A 19,464-nucleotide genomic window follows, 5' to 3' on the forward strand; every position below is an offset into this window, starting at 1 on the left:
CTTTACAGGTTAATCAGGTTATTCAACGCCTGCTCCAGCGTAACGTCGCCACTTTCCATCTGGTCGATTACACGCTTCAAATCCTGCTCCATGTCTTGTGGATTTGGAGTAGACTTCTCATCCATAAAACGAGCCAACCTGGTAATATTGGAGTTCGCAAACAGATCCGTGACTTTGGTCAAACCAGGAAACTGCTGATCAATCCGGGCCTGAACCTGTATAAGCACAATGGAATCAGCACCCATCTCGAAGAAACTGTCCCCTACATTAATCTCATGGAAACCAAGCATCGTTCGACAGATGGAAGCGAGTGCCTTTTCAGTTGGGGTATAAGATGCGTCTGATTTACCTGTCATAATCACTTCTCCGTCACGTTCCTCTGACGAGGATACCGGAAGACGCTTGTTGGCCAGTTGCTTCATCCGTTGGTCCAGTTGAACGCGAATAGAGGAAGAGAGATCAAACGGACTTTTGGCCAGTGCGGATATCAATTGACCCTCATAATGAATCTGACCAATAAGTACTCGGCGAACCGATGATTGTCTCATCACAAGAGATAATTGATTCATCGCCTGTTCTGTTGGCATGGCTTTGAACAACGTATCCACGGCAAACCCGTGCTCTGCTGACATACCCGTTTCCTTCCAGGTAGACCATTGCACAGTCAGCGTGCGCTTGCCCATCATTGATCTGTAGTCGGCATATGCATCCAGGTAGGCATTGGCGGCAATGTAATCCGCCTGTCCCGGGGCGCTGAATACCGAAGCGATCGATGAATAGAGCACCATAAAATCGAGATGATCCTGTTCGGTAAGTTGATCCAATACCCAAGTACCATGTACTTTGGGAGAGAATACCTCGGTGAATCCCGCCTGTGAACGGCTTGTGATCATTTCCGAGCTTCCAACCCCTGCGCCATGGACAACCCCTTTGATTTTCCCGAACGTTGCCCGAAGCTGATCCAGAACTACTCGCATGGCATCCAGATCCGACACATCTGCAGCATGGCAACTAACGTGATGTCCCCGGCTCTCCAGTTCACGAATAACCGTAATTTGATGAATCACTTTGAGCCTGGATTGTTCTGCAACAATGGCATCCCATTCCTCACGTGCAGGCATCGGTGTACGGCTGACTAATGCAAGGTTCACCGGAGCGTCGGAAGCCAGATATCGCGCGGTTTCCAAGCCAATTCCACCAGTACCACCGGTAATGATGTACACACCATCGTTGTCCAAAATAAAGGCATCGTCTGCAGGTGCAGATTCATTCAATGCTCTGAACTCCTGAACATACCGTGTTCCATTACGATAGGCCACCTCATAATAGGAAGATGTCGTACCGATCTCTTGCAGCAACTGCTCCAGGGAAGAGTGCTCATCCATATCTATACAACGGCAATGAACCTGAATGTCCTCCTTGCCTACCACTCTGCCCATTCCAAAGGCAGAAGCCAGATGAGGCTTTATCTGCTCCGCACCGGTAATGCAATTGACCTCACGGGATATCAGAACTAACTCCAATGGCTGACTCAGAGAACTGGACAACAGTGCTCGAATAAACCGGAAGAACCCATATACACGTTCATCTAGGACAGACTCTAATGATTCCATGTCACCAGGAACATTTGCTGCATATTCATCACTGCCAACACCGTTCAGATATACTACTCTGGAAAGTTGGTCCAGGCCCGCCTGTTGCAGCACACGCTCATAGGCTTCCACTTGTTCCACATTTCGACTGTCCGGATCAGATCGCAGAACATCTGCCTGAAGTACGGTACATACCTGCATCCCCGACTGTTCCATACGTGCCGCTATCTCAGCTGCATAATCGGACCCATCCAGAAGTATCAATGTAGTACCGCGGCTCGCTTCAATCGGCTGATCGGAGTTCCCTACTGCCATCTCCTTCTGTTGCCAAACAAGCTCGTAGGCTTCTGGCACCGACCTGGTGCTCGCTTGTGCGTACACTGAAGACTGCTCGGGAAGATCCACCCAGCAGCGTGTATTATCGTATGGATACAATGGAAGACTGATTTTACGAATTTCCTCTTCCCTGTACATCAGGCTCCAATCCACGTCACTGCCTGTTGTGTACAGTCTGCATAATTCATGTAATACTCCCGGGTCTGAAGACTCCATGTATCGGGATAGACAATCTCTGCCCTCCTGTTTCAAGATGGACTTCTCCTGTCCAGTCAATTCATGGTCTTTCCCTTCGATCTTCTCTGTGACTACTTTATGCACGCCATAATAGAGCTGTTGCTCACCTGCGGATTCGAGACCTGATGTAGCGAGTAGCCGCAGTTTCATGAGCAGATCGGATGTGTCCGTTACTCCAAAGGCGATCCGATATACATGGTGCCAGCGGCCCGTATTCGCGGTATAACATATGTTTTTGAGCGAAAGATCCTGCTGACGTTCCGAGATAAAACGGATATAGTTATCAACCAGCGCAAGTAATGACTTGCGGCTCTTGGCACTTAGCGTGAACACTTCCACATCTCTCTTAATCTTCCGTTCCTGGATAACAGGCGGCTCTTCCAGTACCAGATGGCAGTTGGTTCCGCTAAACCCAAAGGCACTGACTCCGCAGCGAAGCGGCTCGCCATTCCCATCCCATGGTCTCGACTTTGTATTGACATACAACGGCGAATCCTGGAATGAAATGGATGAGTTAGGCTTGTCAAAATGAAGCGTAGGTGGTAATACCCGGTGCTTCAAGGCCATAGCCGCTTTAACCAGACTGCCCACACCAGCTGCTTCAAACAGATGGCCTATATTGGACTTGACCGAGCCTATGGCAACAAACTGGTGCTTGTCTGTATATCGACGCAGTGCTGTGGTAAGTCCATCCATTTCAATGGGGTCGCCAAGCTTTGTCGCTGTACCATGCGTCTCCACGTAACCAATGGTCGAGGGATCAATACCGGCATCCTGCCATGCCTTCACAATGACATCCGTCTGTGCTTCAGGATTCGGAGCCGTAATGCCAATCGAAGCGCCATCCTGATTAATGGCACTTCCTTTGATCACCGCATAAATATTGTCTTTATCTGCAATCGCCTTGCTTAGTGACTTCAATACCACGGCGGCTCCACCTTCACCAAGTCCCGAACCATCTGCTTCCTGATCAAATGGCTTGGTTAATCCATCCGAAGATTCAATGCCGACTTTCAAATAATCATGATCCAACGGACTGAGGCTGATCCGTGCGCCCGCGACAATCGCCATCTCACAATCACCATTACGAATAGCCCGGCAGGCCAGATGGGTAGCGACAAGGGATGCAGAACATGCCGTGTCGATCACCATCGTAGGCCCCTTGAGATCCAATGGATAGGCAATACGAGTCGGCATCATGGCAGTGATATTTCCTACGATGGACATCGGATATTGATAGGGATCGAGATCACAGATCATTTTGAGATAGGAGTCATTCAAGCTACTGGCAAAGCCCATATAGACACCCGTGTTGGTTCCTTCGATGCGTCCACCGTAACCTGCATCCTCTACCGCATGCCATGACGTCTTCATGAATAACCGCTGAATCGGGTCCGTTAATCCAGCCTCCTTTGGAGACAAACGGAAATATTTATAATCAAACTGATCAATATCATCCAGAAATGCACCCTGAAGGTACTGCACTTCTTTGTCCGCACCCAGCTTGGCATTCATCCATTGATGATAGGCGTCCATGTCTTTTTTGCGTCCCTCTGGAAAATCCGTTGTACAATCCACACCGTTCAAGATGTTGTCCCAATACTGCTCTGCCGTATCCGCCATTGGCATTTCCGCAGCAATCCCAATAATGGCGATGGCGTCATCCTGATCAACGATTGATTTCTTTTGCTCCAGGGGAGCAGCCGCTTTTGCTTTTACAGCCGTGTCGTTACCCTGGTTCACATGCAGTGCCAGCTTATGAATGGATGTATGTGCAAATAAATGAGCAATCTTCACTTTCCCGGGAAACTCCTCGTTCAGCCTCTCATGCATACGGATCAGCATGATGGAGTTGCCCCCGAGATCGAAGAAATTATCATAGATATTGATCTCCTGATAACCCAGAATTTCACTGTATATGCGCGCTACCTGCTGCTCAGTTTCCGAATAGAGCCCCCCTTCATTCCCGGAAAGATCTACGGGCCCCGTATGTTTCTCCTGTGGTACGGTCCGGTTGGAACGATTCGATGCTCCCTGGTCAGCAATTTCCTTACTCCGCCTCACTCCAGTTTCCAACTTATCCGACAAACGGAACGGGAACTGCCCAAGTGCAGCGAGATGTTTGCTTCCATAATTCATCGCACCGATGAATACTCGCGAGAGTCGTCTGTTCATGGCTGCTTCCATCGCTGCGATACCATCCGTGGTAGGAATGGTTTTGAACATGCCATCCACATTGATACCAAATTCCACGGACATTCCGGTCTCTTTCCACGATACCCAATCAATGGAGAGTGTTCTGCGACCCTGCCCCGTCCTCCATGCCGCGAAGGAATCCAAATAACAATTGGCAGCCGTATAATCCCCTTGTCCAATCTCACCGATGACAGATATACCGGAAGAGAACAATACCATAAAGTCCATGTCCTGATCCCGCGTCAGTTTCTCCAGAACCCAGGTTCCCTTCACCTTGGGTCCAAGAATGGTCTGGAATTCCTCATCGCTTTTGCGATATATAAATCCGTCTCCGGGAATACCTGCTCCATGAATCACACCATGTATGTTCCCGTAGCGGTGCGTGATATCCTGGATCACTTCCGTCATGCCCTCAACATCGGCCAGATCCGCACTGTAATAATGAACGGTTGCGCCCAATGCTTCCAGTTCAAGGATGCCTTTCATCTTGGTACAGCGGGAGTCTCGGCCAGCTTCCAATAGGTCTTCCCATTCTTCCTTTGCCGGAAGATGTGTCCGACCAACAATCGCCAGCTTTACTTGCTCCGAAGAAGCCAGAAACCGTGCTGCTTCCAGACCAATACCGCTTGTACCACCCGAAACGAGATATAAACCGCCTGGACGCACCTTGAAAGGCACGCTCTCATGTTCATTCAGATCCATCTCTGTAAAGGTCTCCGTATAACGCTGGCCTTCACGGTACGAAACAGCATAAGCTTCACCGTGTATATGTCTTTCCTTGAGGATATCCTTCGCAGATATGGACTGATCCACATCTATAAACTTGCTGCGAATATGTCCATATTCCTGTTGAATCACTTTACCAAGTCCCATTAAGAGTGCATTATGAGGGGTAATCCTCTCTTCTCTTCCTGTGACTTGTCCAGCGTACTCAGCAATCAGGTTCAGATGAATCTCTTCAGCAAAGCCTTTGCTCATAAGCGCCTGAATCAGATAGACCGGTGAGTAAAAAGCTTCCTGTTGTCTGGCTTCAATAGCTGCCAGATCTTCAGGATATAATGAATTGCCCATCATGGATAAATAGATGATTTCCGTAATTTCGCCGTCTGTGAACAAGTCTAGTAGCTCAGTATAAGCCGCCGGATTATCTCCGCCGACTTCATATTGATTCTCCGATATTTGCCGGAACTGGCTACCCGGTCTCACATGGACTACCCGCTTGCATTCGCCCTCCAGTTCTGCCGACAGTTCCTGTTCCAATTCGGTACCATTACCGATCATCATGATCGTGCCTGAAGAGGAAGGGGCCGAGGTATGCAAAGTCGTATCCCCCTCGTCCTCTATCCAGCGCACCGTATGAAAGTAGTCCTTTAACGACACAGCAGACGGGTCTTGAATATCAATCCAGCATCGGCTGGGCTCAAACGGATACGTAGGTAAACTCAACTTCCGTACCTGTCTCTTTTGATATAGCTGTCCCCAATCCATCGTTGCACCCTCGGCATAGAGTAAAGCCAGCTCCCGAAGTGCTGATTCATCCCACACAAGAGGACTGGCAGCAAGTTCTTTGATCCGTTCCTGTGCCTGAGATGATTGACGTCTGGTGCGTTCACGTTCTTCCGAGGCCATTCGCTCGGCTCCAGTAGGTTTAGGCGCAGGAGCACCGGTATAGACTCCCTCTTGTGTCTTCAATTGGGTCCACGGTTGTTCCAACAGGTGAATCAGTTGAGCCGTGTCTTCCACAAGCAGGGACAGACGATGTTCATAATGCCCACGACCTGTAGCTGCCGTATAACAGACATTCCCAACAGGAACTTCACGATTCTCCTTCAAGAAACGCTCGTACCGCTGAATCAATCGAACCAGAGCTTCTTCCGTCTGAGCCGAACACACAAACAGTTGCTTGCCTGAAGCCTGATCCTCTCCCGGTTCTTGAGCAGTAATGGCTGGAGCTTCCTCAAGCACGACATGACAGTTGGTTCCGCTGAATCCAAAAGCACTGACACCACATCTGCGCGGGACGCCCTCTTCCGCATCCCAGGGTCGGAGTTGTGTATTCACATATACGGGTGTTTGCTCAAACCGGATGTTGCGGTTGGGTTTGGCAAAATGAAGAGATGGCGGCAGCTTCTGATGTTTCAGGGCCATCACTGCTTTGAGCAGCCCGGTCACACCAGCACATTCATATAAATGACCGATATTGGATTTCACAGAGCCGATCGCGCAAAATTGTTTTTTGGAGGTAAACTGTTCGAAAGCATTGGTAATCCCTTTAATCTCAATCGGGTCTCCCAGCTCCGTCGCTGTACCATGGGCTTCAATATAACGGATGGTCTCAGGGTCAATCCCCGCTTCTTCCCATGCCTTCACGATCGCTTCGGATTGGGCACGCGGATTCGGTGCAGTCAACCCAATGGAGGTTCCATCCTGGTTGGCAGCAGTTCCCTTAATGACGGCGTAGACATGATCCCCATCTTCAATGGCCCGACTTAACGGTTTCAGAAGAATGGCAGCCACACCTTCACCCACACCTGCCCCATCTGAGGCATCATCAAATGTCCGCGTCTCCCCATCGGAGGACTCAATGCCAAATTGCTCATATTTATTAAAAACAGGGAGCGTATTTACTTTCACCCCACCCGCTATGGCTGCATCACACTCACCACTTCGGATCGACTGACAGGCCATATGAACAGCAACAAGAGATGAGGAACATGCGGTATCCACCACCATGCTGGGGCCTTTCAGATTCAGCAGATAGGATATTCTCCCCGCCAGTACCGCAGTCACATTGCCCGTTACCGAGATGGAGATGGATTCCGGTTCTACATCGGCGATAATATTGGCATAATTGTCCCGGGTGCTGCTGTAATATCCTACATACAATCCCGTATTGCTACCGGATAACTTCGAGCCTCCATAACCTGCATCTTCCACTGCTTCCCATGCTGTCTGGAGAAAAATTCTCTGGTCAGGACTCATCAGGGCTGCTTCTTTGGGTGTCAGCTTAAAGTAGCGATAATCAAACTTATCCACTTCATCCAGGTAGGAACCTTTAATAAAGCTCAACCCATCTTCATCCTGCTGTTTGAAACGTACATATTTGAGCACATCTTCTTGTCTCGCTTCAGGGAACTCCACAATGGAATTCACTTTGTTCTCGATATTGTTCCAGAACTCCTCCACATGATCAGCCATGGGCATGTGCGCAGATATGCCGATAATGGCAATATCTTCACGCGTGTTTTTTTTCTGCTGTTTCAACAGCGTAATCATATCAATCGCCGTTTTTTTGTCGATTTTGCCACCAGACGTATTCTCAATAATGTATTTAAGCAACTGTTCCAATGTATCGTCCCCTTACATATCAGATATGTTTTAATCCTTTGAGCATATCCTCCATGCTGATCTTGCCATCTTCCAACTGATCAAAAAGAGAATGGACTTCCTCGTCCAGCGCAATTGCACCACCCACAGGCTCCTCTACCTGTTTCTTCTCCCGTTTGTGGCCTGTTTTATCAGCCAGATATCCACCCAATCGGTGCACAGATGGATGTTCGAACAGATCTGCAACAACGAGTACTCCCGGGTACTGACGGTCAAGTTGTGCATACATTTGTTTCACCAGAATTGAGTCAGCTCCTAATTCGAAGAAACTGTCATGGATATCAATTTCATTAAAGCCCAGAATAGCTTGGCACACTTCGGCAACCTTTCTCTCCCATGGCGTGTATTCCCCGTCATCCGAACCATTCAGCACTGTGTCCTGCCGGGTTACACTTTGCGGAGTCACTGGCGCTGGCGCCTTCGGTGATGAAGCTCTCTGTAGACGTGAATCAATCCAGCTCTCCACTTGAGGAGAAAGTCTAAACGGATAGTTGCGAATCATCTTCAACATGCCACGGTCTGTCGACATCTGTCCTATCAATACACGTTCAATCCGACGTCCTTCCACCTGATCCAGCCACGTCAGAGCCTCTTTATTGGTCATGGCTTTGAAAAGGGTATCTACGCCGTAGCCCGTTGCGGCAGCTGCGCCTGTCTCTTTCCAGGTTGACCAGTTGACCGTCATCGTTCCGTCCATCTCTTGGTTGCGATAGGTTGCATAAGCATCCTGGTACGCATTGGCAGCTACATAATCAGCCTGGCCGGGCCCGCTGAATATTGTTGCAATGGATGAAAACATCACAAAAAAGTCTGGATTGTCCTCTCTGGTGAGTTGATCCATGACCCGGGTTCCTTGCACTTTAGGGCGTAATACTTGTTCAGCTTCTTCTATCGTTCTGTCCTTAAGCGGATGATCTCCACCTACAGCAACCCCCGCTCCATGAATGACACCTGCAATGCGACCATAATGCTGACGAAGGTCACTCAGAATTGATCGCATGGATGCTTCATCTGAAACGTCTGCTTGGTAAGGAAGAACCGTCGCTCCGGCAGCCTCCATGTGTTGCACAGATCGGATTTTCTGAGCCAACACTTCGTTGGATGATGCAGCTACAATGCTATCCCACTCTTCCCGTGCGGGGAGCGAAGTTCTGTTCACGAGTGCGAGTGTAATTCCCGGGTATCGCTCCGCGAGTTGTAGTCCAAGCTCCAGCCCAATGCCGCCCAGTCCGCCAGTAATGAGAACCAATCCGTCATTGTGAATCTTGTAGTCCCACTTAGGATACGAACTTGGGTCCAGCGCCCCAAACTGCTGAATGTAACGCGTACCTGCACGATAAGCTACACCATAATCATCACTTTCATGATCCAGTTCAGCCACAATATCGTGGAGCGAAGTCTCCGCATCCACTTGGATGGAGCGGCATAGCAGGCGTGAATCTTCTTTTCGTCCAGCCAAACCCAGACCAAACATCAGGGCAGCCTGAGGAAATACATTTGCCTCGGTCCCGGTGATGGAATGGATTGGATTCGTCAACAACACCAGGTCAACAGGCTCCAACGATTGGGCACCTATCATCTCCTGAAGGAGATAGAAAAATGGATGAAAGGATTGATCCTGTTGAATATAGATAATCCGGGTGATCGTCAATTCGTCCAAATGAGCCCACAATTGCTCCATGCTCTCACGATGTTCTGAAATGACATACTCCTCGGAAGATACTTGAAGGAACGAAGGTCCATCAAACACTTCAATAACCTGACGCCCCTGCTGCTGTAGTGTCTTCCGAAGAGATAGCTCTTCTCTTTTTTCCTCTCTTCTTTCGTCCATAAAAATAACGATATGACCTTCCGATAACTTCCGATCGGAATTACGTTCCGGTTCAGGAACCCAACCCAATTCATAATGGTGTATGTTCTCCATAGCGCTGGCATCCGTCTTAGCTAGGGACGGAGGAGCAGATAGCTCAATCCAGCAGCGATGAGCTTCAAATGGATACGTTGGGATGCTGATTCGGCGAACATCCTCACCTGAATACAGGCTTGGCCAGCTTACCTCCCCACCCCCAAGATAGGTTTCACAATGAGCAGTTAAATGCAGCTGACTGGACTCCGGGACTGACTGCTCTCGAATGGATTCCAATCCACCTTCTTCAAGTTCGGCCAGTTGGGCGAGCAGTTCTTCTTTGCTTGAGGCAATCCGTACCAGACGGTGTTCATAATGGGTCCGCGATGTGCCTGCCGTGTAACATATATCGGCTAACGAGTGATCGGTTGTTTTCAGATATTTCGTATATTTGGATATATATTGTTGCAGGGCTTGAAGCGTCTTGGCTGAAAGGGGGAAAAGATACTCCCGCATCTCAGTCTCGCTATTCGTTTCCACTGCACCCGCCTGCTCCAGAATTAGATGGCAATTGGTTCCGCTGAATCCAAATGCACTGACACCCATTCGTACAGGTTCACCCTCAGCAGACCAGATCCGGTTACGTGTATTTACATACACAGGCGTTCCACTAAAATCAATATTGCGATTAGGGCGATCGAAATGCTGAACCGCAGGTAAAATCCCTTTTTTTAAGGACAAAACGGATTTAACAAGTCCTGTAATCCCAGCACTTTCATACAAATGTCCGATATTGGACTTCACCGAACCGATCGCACAAAATTGCCTCTTATCGGTGTATTGCTCAAATGCACCCTTAATGCCATCGATTTCAATTGGATCTCCCAAGACAGTCCCGGTTCCATGGGTTTCAATATAAGCGATACTTTCCGGATCGACCCCCGCGGCTTTCCACGCCTTCACAATGACCTCACTCTGAGCTCTGGCATTCGGCGCTGTAATCCCCATGGAGTTCCCGTCCTGGTTAATGGCACTGCCCTTAATGACCGCATACACCTGATCCTTATCCTTGATGGCATCCTGAAGTGGTTTCAGCATAATGACTGCCGCGCCTTCACCTATCCCGGAACCATCTGAGCTATCATCAAAGGGGCGTGTCATGCCATTCGATGATTCAATGCCCATTCGGTAGTAATCCTTGTCCAGAGGAAGCACGTTGAGTTTTACGCCTCCTGCCAGCGCCATGTCGCACTCACCCAAACGAATGGCATTACAGGCATGATGTACTGCAACCAGAGATGAAGAACAGGCCGTGTCCACCACCATACTCGGTCCTCTCAGATCAAGAAGGTATGATAAACGGCTGGGTAAAATACAGGATAAATTGCCTGTGACCGAGATTGGCAGAGACTGTGGCTCCACATCGTGAATCATCTCTTTGTACCGATAACCTTCCAGATCGGATACCAGTCCAACGTATACTCCTGTATTGCTTCCCGCCAGCTTCTCACTGGTATATCCTCCATCTTCAAAAGCAGCCCAAGCTGTCTCCATAAAGATACGTTGAGCCGGATTCATTAAACTGGCTTCTTTTGGTGTAAATCGAAAAAAGGGATAATCAAAGGTATCGATATGTTCCAGATAAGAGCCATCCAAGTATTTGGTGTCTTCACCAGAGCTCATTTTACGAGAGATATAATTATCGGCATCCTGGCGTCGCTGCTCCGGCAGATCCCTCGCACAATCCAGACCATGCAACAAGTTATCCCAGAATTGCTCCGCATCATCTGCCAAGGGCATACGAACACTGAGGCCAACGATCGCGATATCACCCGGACGGATAGTAGCTGGAGTTGCCGCTGGAGGCATCTGACTAGACGACTCCGTCTGAGCTGTGTCACGAATACCCAGTTCACTGAAATCCATCAGTTTGTTTTTCATTGTTTTATCCCCTTTCAGCCGCTGAGCGGAGACTTTCAATCACTTTGGCAAGCATTTGATCATAGGTTCTGAAAAAAAGGTTCCATTGAACCGTATTCATTCCGGGTTTACAATACAGCGTTACCATCATATTTCGTTTTTCATTCTGAATTTCACAGATGACATCAAACAGCTCCTCCAGCGCCCCCCTGCCTCCACTGACATAATCGGCCTCGTAGAATAGCGGACGGATGGCGTCATGCTGTGATTTCATCCCTGCTCTAACCAGATCCTGGATATGATGACCAGGCTGCTCGTCTGCTGTATGTAATGCTTGTTTAGCTACGGCAAACAACTCATTGAAATCCTGCACCTCTTGCACATCCAGCGGAATGGAACTGATATGATTCATCCGATAAATCAGTGTATAGACCGTGAGTTGCGGCTGATTGCCAATCTCCGTCAACAGATATGCAAACAAAGACCACAACCACTCTACAGGCGTGCAGCCTGCCGTTTTGGACAAGTTCCTGATTTCATTAAAACGATCCTTCTCGATCCGGAATTCATATCGATGGTCCTGAAGGGCCTGTCCACTATTCTGCATGTAATCCAATGGAACAGGATATGCTTCCAGTTCCATGCCTTCCTGGTCTGCGATGAATTTGGCAAGTCTGGATATCGTAGGATAAGCAAACATATTGGTTAACGTAATTTGGGCTGGATATAATTTTTCAAGTTGATTATAGACCTGGGCAAGAAGCAGGGAATCACTCCCTAAGTCAAAAAAATTAATTGTGGTTGTCACTCCCGCATCAGCTCCCAGCACAACATGAAACACGTCCAGAATAGTTGCCTCCAGCTGTTCAATTGAAGTAATCTGCCGTTGATTCATTGGACACCTCACCTCCGTATAGGATCTACTCCATATAACTTGTTAATGTCTGATTGATCATGCTGGTCACCCGATGCATACTGCCTTCAAATAAATAAAAATGCCCCCCTTTGTATATCCGGGCGGCACTTCCTTGTTCCGTATAACCTCTCCAACGTTCTGCACAATCCAGAATATAACCTTCATCCTCTGCTCCGTTCAGTATCGTGATATCACATTGCAGCTTATAAGGCTTCTCTTCGTAAGTATACGTCTCATTCATCTCCAGATCTTTACGTAATATGGGGATGAACATATCCATCAGTTGCTGGTTCTCAAAGAACTCATCCGGGGTACCGCCCATTTCCTTAATGCGGTCAATGAACTGTCCTTCGGGCAAATGGTAATAAACCTGTTCTTTTTTATAATCCGGCGTCTCTCGCCCCGAGAAAAACATGTGTATGGGTTTCCTGAACTGCTCTTCATGCATTTTGTTATACAATTCATAAATAATCAGACTTCCGAGGCTATGTCCAAATAGGGCATATGGCTCCTCATCTGGCAGATTGCGAGATATATAATCAAATACATCATCTACACTTTGATGAATACTCTCATAGAGCGGCTTGGAAAATTTCAATCCACGTCCTGCAAGTTCAACCGGGTTCAGCACAATGGATTCGGATAACCCCTTTTTCCATTTGTTATATATTGATGCTGACCCTCCAGCATAAGGAACACAATATAATCGCATCTTCGTCATAATCTCCTCTCCACTTACACGACTTCTCCCCATCTAATCGCTGTAGCGCAATAATACGTCCCAGCCCCGGCCCCAACCAACACGACACGATCACCTGCTTTCAGTGCCCCTTGTTTCACAGCCTCGGTCACCGCAATTGGCAAACAGGCGTTAGAGGTGTACCCGTATTTTTCCATGGTCATATAGGCTTTTTCTTGTGGGATGCCCAAGGCAACGGCGAGTTCTCGAATCAGATTACTGTTCGTTTGCGGGAAAATAAACAGATCTACTTCCCCCATATTCCATTTTACTTTGCGCAAAAGACGGTTCACGAGCCGTGGAATACCTCTGACTAATTGTTCATATAAATATCGGCCATTAGATGTATAGACGGAAACAGATCCGTCAGCAATGTGTCCATAATGAACAGGCAGTGTTCCATAACTGATATCTTCCATATTCTCGTGATGCATGATTCCGTTCAAAAAAACGCTGTGATAGGCGTCATTTTCATCTAATTCCTGTAATACAAATGCTCCTGCGCCGTCTCCCACACTGGAGCATGCTGCTCGATCCTGCCAATCCGTTACTTTCGAATAGGTATCTGCGCCAATGACTAGAATATTGCTTATATCTTCTTCAGCCTGGAACGTATAATATGCATTTAATAATCCATAGCTGAACCCCGCACAGCCCGCGCGAAGATCCAGACATATGGCTTGGCCTGCTCCAAGCTTTTCCTTCACGAGAGCCGACGGATGTGGTATTAAACGATCCGGTGTGAAGGTCGCCATAATGATCATATCAATATCCTCGGCATCCATCGCAGCCTGCTCTATAGCTTGTTTCGCAGCCTCCAATGCCAAATCACTGGTATACTCATGCTCGTGAGAAATTCTTCGTTCACGGATTCCAAGGTTATGGTAAATCCAGTCCGCATTGGCGTTAATGTTCATGGCCTCCAGCCCCTGATTCGTCAACACGGATTCCGGCACATACATGCCAATACCCCGAATGGTCATTTGTCTCATGCATCACGTCTTCCTTTCCTGAATCTAAGGTGAGCAGTCCTTACTGAAAACCATAAAATTTTCTGAAGACAACAAAAAAACAGTTCAGCCGCCTATTTGCGCTGTACTGTCGCATGAATACTTTTTTCAACAAAATGTAGGGATGAATGCTCCAACGCACATAGCTTCGCCCTGTCGATACACGTTGTGTATTTCAGCGTTTATGCATATGACTCCTTTGGTTGCATAATGTGCCTAAGCTTCATTCTGCTCCTCCGGTTTTGGTTGTCGTATGTGACCATAGCATATCTGAGTACATCATTTTTCTTGCGTTGCATATAAAATTTCAACACCCAAATCAACTAATTTGGGTTTATCATTGCCTGTTAGATGAAGCCACACCTTTGCTCTGCATGTATGCTTGTCAATCTTCTTAATGATGCCTTCGTGTCCCATCAACGGGCCATCCAGCACCACAACTTTGGTATTTTCCATATATACAGTTGAATAATCGATAATATCTTCCGGATTGATGAGGTTAAGCAATGTGGTCATTTCATGATCCGGGATTGGCGTGCAACTTGCATTAGTTCCCAGCATTTTAATGATATGAGGAATAGAACAGATTAAGTGGTATGTTTCGGCGGACATGTTGACTTGAATTAATACATAACCAGGAAAGACTTTTTTGGTACAGGCTTCAAAAATACCTGATCTCTTCTCCGGAACTTTTCTCTTGGGGATTAAAACTCGGATGGAGGTTCCTAGATACATATGTAGGTATTTCCTAATGACTTCTTCGCTTCCTGTATGTACAAACAATGCGTACCAGTTCATGGCATCATCCTCTGATTAACAAATTAGCCAAGCGGAAATATACATATAAATATGAAAGAATTAAATCCCTAAGTTTCAATTTGTGTAATAAAATGTAATTGTTTTGTTGTAGATATCTTAACTCATGACTTTTGGAACGTCAATGCTATTTATTCAATTTTATGTAAAATAATCTTACAATTCACATAAATCGCTCGCATTTTGTCTGATATCGAACTTCGGGACAATACTCGTCTCCATTGTAATCAAAAAATCACTTACAGCAACAAACCTCTGTAAGTGATCTTTATCCATCCCTATACTATTCAAACAGGTCCAGACGAAGACGTTTCAGACTTGTATGTTTGATGTACCACTGGCCGTCGATTTTGACAAAAGTTTCGTGGTAGTGCCCAAATCCGTGGAAGGATTTGTTCTCATTTCCCTCCGGGAACGTCACCCAATCTTCCATTGGAGAGATGACCTTCGCTTCATTCTCGGATACAAATTCGACTTCGGCGCTGTGAACATGATGCACGGTTACGGCAACATCCACCAGATCACGGAATACTTGTACGATGGTATCGCGACCTGTTAATACCGGAATAGGATTGCCTTCTGTACTGAAATCGGCCACTGCATCCGGAGCAAACACATCACCCAAAGTATCCCACTGTTTCGTATCAATATAGCGGCAATAACGCGCCTTGGTGTTCCGAATGTTTTCCAGTGCGAGCAATTGTTCCAGTCCTGTGATCGTCGATTCGCTCATGTGTTGTCCCTCCAGAGATGTAAAATATGATGTGAGATTTGGATCAAGTATGTATGCATCTATACCTTCCTTATTGTACCATTCGACTTCAATTAGGTACAACGATACAAAAAATCTTTCCTTACCTCTCGTGAGGTTGAGGAAAGATCCGGATAGACCTATGTGCCAGAAGAGTCAACAAGTCGATTGAAGCTTCACTTCCAGCACCAAGTTACTGAGAGTGTGCACTCCAACTTTTCATCTGGGAAGCCAGTTCTGACATTTTCTTATTGTTCAAGAAACTCTCCATCTCTTCTTCCGCCTGCACCATCACCTGCTGGATCAAACAGCTTGCGTTATGATTCAGGGAACATTCGAACAGAGAGGCCTGACCCTCAATTGCATGAATGATCTCTAGGAAAGAAGGGTCGGGATTTTTACGACTAAGCCGGTAGCCACCATTGGCACCAGAAGTCGATTCGATCATACCTGCCTTAACCAATTTGGTCAAAATTTTAGACAAGTAGGTTGGTGATACCTTCTGCAATTCTGCAAGTTGGTGTACACTAACCAGCTGTTCGGGTGCAGTACTTACAAGATGAAGCATCGTATGCAAAGCATAATTTGTCGCTTTTGAATATTTCATGAGGGCACCTCATTATACACGGATTTAATTTATCCATAATAGACTTGATTGAACTCACTGTCAAACCACTACACTTCAAGCGCTCGCAACATCGAAAGAATACGGGTTAATTGTGGTACAATCCGCGATAATCCGTAGGTGTCATCCCCTCATGGGCCATGAACTGACGGTTAAAATAACTGGCATTCGGATACCCCGCTTCCTCCGCGATCTGTCCAATGTTGGCCGTAGGCCGTTCCAGCAACCATTGCTTCGCCATCTGTAGTCGTGAACGGGTGATAAACTCCATAGGCGTCATCTCCACAGCACTCTTGAACATTTTGCAAAAGTAATACGAACTCACACCTGCAAGATCCGCCCAGTCCTGTAACAGGAAAGGTTGACAGGCCTCTTGCTGCATCTGTGGAAGAAGTGCAAGAACCCGACTCCCCGCCTTACTTGTGGTACGTGTGCTCTTTAAAGGTACCGCATGCTGCACGAACTCGGCGAGTACGGCATAGGTCAATGTGGATAGCTGAGCCGGACGCAGCATGGTGTTCTGTTCTGCTTCAGTCAGCAACGCCAGATGTGCCTCTTCCCACGAGCTGCGTTGTCGCAGTGTCCATAATAGATTACGATGTAACCCCCGCTCGATCATATAATCATGCAGACGTTCACCGTAAAAATGAACCCATCGTACATCCCACGGATCATCTTCACTACTATAATAATGCTGTCGCTGCTGCGGGAAATAGAGAACCGCCTGACCTGCGCGAAGCTCATGCACCACACCGTCCACTTCAACGTATCCTTTGCCCGCAGCGACATAGTGAATATTAAAGTTGTTCAGTGCACCTGCCTCACGTAACACGGAATGCTGGACGTGATCCATATAATGTCCAACGGATTCGGGATAACAAAAATATGGAATATCCTGCAGGGTAAGCAATACGCTTTGTCTCATCATAACCGTTTCTCCTTGATCAACAATATTGTGTTAACTAACTTCAATATATTATCATTTTAATTCATTGGTCTATTCATTATAATCACAATATACATTTATACACAGGAGGATACAACACATGAATTCAGTTCAAAAATTACGTTGGGGCATTCTTGGTAGCGCTAGCATTGCTGTGGAATCTGTCATTCCTGGCTTGCAGCAATCCGAGTTGAATGAAGTAACCGCGATTGCCAGTCGAGACGAAGATAAAGCCAAACAGACGGCCGAACAACTTGGGATCGACAAGGCTTATGGCAGTTATGAAGCTTTGCTCGCTGATGATTCCATTGATGCCGTATATATCCCACTACCGAATCATCTGCATCGGGAATGGACGATCCGGGCTGCTGAAGCAGGCAAACATATTTTGTGCGAAAAACCACTGGCTCTGACAGAGCAGGAAGCTCAGGAGATGGTTCAAGCTTGTGCAGATGCAGGTGTACATCTGGCTGAAGCGTTCATGTACCGCCATCATCCACGTTATGAGCAGATCAGAGATATCATTGCCAGCGGTGAGATTGGTGAGATCCGCGGTATTCACAGCACATTTTCATTTAATAACTCCAATGCATCCGGCAATGTCCGCTTTCGGAAAGAATGGGGTGGCGGTGCACTCTATGATATCGGTTGTTATTCCATCAGTGTTGCTCGTCTGCTGCTAGGTCAGGAACCAAGTGCAGTTACCGTTATTGGCATGTTCTCCCCACAGCATGATCAGGTCGATATGATGGCTTCCGGACTGCTGGAATTCGACAATCACGTTGGCGTGACGTTTGACAGCAGCATGTGGGCAGCCTTCCGAAACACGCTCGAAGTTCTAGGTTCTGATGGTATCATTGAGGTGCCTTCGGCCTTTATCGGTCGTCAGGATCGCAGTTCCAATTTCTATGTCACAGCAGGTGGTGAACGCAAGGAGATTGAAGTTCCCCAAGTAAACCACTACTCACTGCAGGGAGATGATATGGCTCGTGCCGTACTTCAGGGCAAGGATCTGCGCTTCGCCCCTTCCGATGCAGTAGCTAATATGAAAGTGCTCGAAGCCTGCCTTCGTTCAGCGGAAGAACGTACCCGAATTACACTATAATTGAGAGGATGATCTGACTTATGGAATATATCGAAATTGCCGGTGCAGGTAAACGCGTCTCCCGATTGATTAAAGGAACGGATTATTTCGTACACGATGCCTACGATAAAGCAGCAACGAACATGGATGCTTTTCTATCGATTGGCGGTAACACCGTAGATACAGCACATATTTATTGTGGCGGACAGAGTGAAGAAGTCCTTGGTCGTTATATGAAGGAACGCGGTAACCGCGACCAGATCGTCATTCTCACCAAAGGCGCACATCATGACCAGAATGGGCCACGCGTAAACGCTGATGCCATCCGCAGTGACCTGATGGAAAGTCTGGAGCGTCTTCAGACAGATCATGTAGAGATGTATGCCTTGCACCGGGATGATCCAAACACCCCTGTACATGTAATTCTTGAAGCACTGAACGAACATATTGAATCCGGCAAAATCGGCGCAATTGGCGCCTCCAACTGGACCTGGCAGCGACTCGAGGAAGCCAATGCTTACGCTGCGGCAAACGGCTTGAAGGGTTTCACCTTCAGCAGTCCGAATCTCAGTCTCGCCAAAGCAAACGAACCTTTCTGGGCAGGCTGTGTGTCAGCAGATGCAGAGACACTGGCATGGCATGAGCAAACCAAGTTGCCATTACTATCCTGGTCCTCCCAAGCGCGTGGTTTCTTCACGGGAAGATTCACACCTGAAGTTCGCGATAACGAAGATCTGGTGCGTGTATTCTACAGTGATGGCAACTGGGAACGCTTGCGCCGGGCTGAACAATTGGCTAATTCAAAGAAAACATCACCCATTCAGATTGCACTCGCTTATGTATTGAATCAGGCGTTCCCAACCTGTGCGCTGATCGGTGCCCAGAATCAGGCGGAACTGCTGTCCTGTGACGAAGGGGCCCGCATCACGCTGACTCTTGCTGAAATAACATGGCTGGATCTGGGCAGTGATGTACCTGCTGGCATCTAAAACCGATTTTCGCTTGAACGGTTCAACCTTCATCTTGAGACTGACACTTCCGCATGCTATCGGAAGCGTCAGTC

11 protein-coding genes are annotated in these 19,464 nt (G+C 47.5%); 2 read left to right on the plus strand and 9 right to left on the minus strand.

The window, feature by feature from the left end; all coding sequences use genetic code 11:
* Positions 1-2: 2 nt before the first annotated feature.
* The 9 genes from MHH93_RS20130 to MHH93_RS20170 form a co-directional block, all read right to left on the minus strand.
* Positions 3-7,709 (minus strand): SDR family NAD(P)-dependent oxidoreductase, encoded by a 7,707-nt coding sequence (locus MHH93_RS20130; RefSeq protein ID WP_500055459.1) that lies wholly within the window; start codon positions 7,707-7,709, stop codon positions 3-5.
* Between the two features lie 19 nt (positions 7,710-7,728).
* Complete coding sequence (locus tag MHH93_RS20135) at positions 7,729-11,535, minus strand: type I polyketide synthase (protein WP_500055460.1); 3,807 nt, start codon at positions 11,533-11,535, stop codon at positions 7,729-7,731.
* Between the two features lie 4 nt (positions 11,536-11,539).
* A complete protein-coding gene (locus tag MHH93_RS20140; protein WP_500055461.1) occupies positions 11,540-12,409 on the minus strand; it encodes an acyl carrier protein in 870 nt (289 codons plus the stop codon).
* A gap of 25 nt (positions 12,410-12,434) precedes the next feature.
* A complete protein-coding gene (locus tag MHH93_RS20145) occupies positions 12,435-13,151 on the minus strand; it encodes a thioesterase II family protein (protein WP_500055462.1) in 717 nt (238 codons plus the stop codon).
* Positions 13,152-13,165: 14 nt separating this feature from the next.
* Positions 13,166-14,161, minus strand: coding sequence for a 3-oxoacyl-ACP synthase III family protein (locus tag MHH93_RS20150; protein WP_500055463.1), 996 nt, complete (start codon positions 14,159-14,161; stop codon positions 13,166-13,168).
* Between the two features lie 297 nt (positions 14,162-14,458).
* Positions 14,459-14,977, minus strand: coding sequence for an antiterminator LoaP (gene loaP, locus MHH93_RS20155; protein ID WP_500055464.1), 519 nt, complete (start codon positions 14,975-14,977; stop codon positions 14,459-14,461).
* A 301-nt stretch (positions 14,978-15,278) separates the two neighbouring features.
* The gene (locus MHH93_RS20160; RefSeq protein ID WP_500055465.1) at positions 15,279-15,728 is read right to left on the minus strand and encodes a nuclear transport factor 2 family protein; all 450 of its coding nucleotides are present in this window, start codon (positions 15,726-15,728) and stop codon (positions 15,279-15,281) included.
* A gap of 211 nt (positions 15,729-15,939) precedes the next feature.
* Positions 15,940-16,353: an Rrf2 family transcriptional regulator gene (locus MHH93_RS20165; protein WP_500055466.1), complete on the minus strand. Its 414-nt coding sequence runs from the start codon at positions 16,351-16,353 to the stop codon at positions 15,940-15,942.
* A 106-nt stretch (positions 16,354-16,459) separates the two neighbouring features.
* Positions 16,460-17,299: an AraC family transcriptional regulator gene (locus MHH93_RS20170; RefSeq protein ID WP_500055467.1), complete on the minus strand. Its 840-nt coding sequence runs from the start codon at positions 17,297-17,299 to the stop codon at positions 16,460-16,462.
* A 118-nt stretch (positions 17,300-17,417) separates the two neighbouring features.
* Here MHH93_RS20170 and MHH93_RS20175 point away from each other — a divergent pair, with 118 nt between their 5' ends.
* Positions 17,418-18,422 (plus strand): Gfo/Idh/MocA family protein, encoded by a 1,005-nt coding sequence (locus MHH93_RS20175; protein WP_091019157.1) that lies wholly within the window; start codon positions 17,418-17,420, stop codon positions 18,420-18,422.
* A 20-nt stretch (positions 18,423-18,442) separates the two neighbouring features.
* A complete protein-coding gene (locus MHH93_RS20180) occupies positions 18,443-19,390 on the plus strand; it encodes an aldo/keto reductase (RefSeq protein ID WP_500055468.1) in 948 nt (315 codons plus the stop codon).
* Positions 19,391-19,464 lie beyond the last annotated feature (74 nt).

It is taken from the genome of Priestia sp. FSL H7-0729 (assembly GCF_038005685.1).
Classification (GTDB): Bacteria; Bacillota; Bacilli; order Paenibacillales; family Paenibacillaceae; genus Paenibacillus.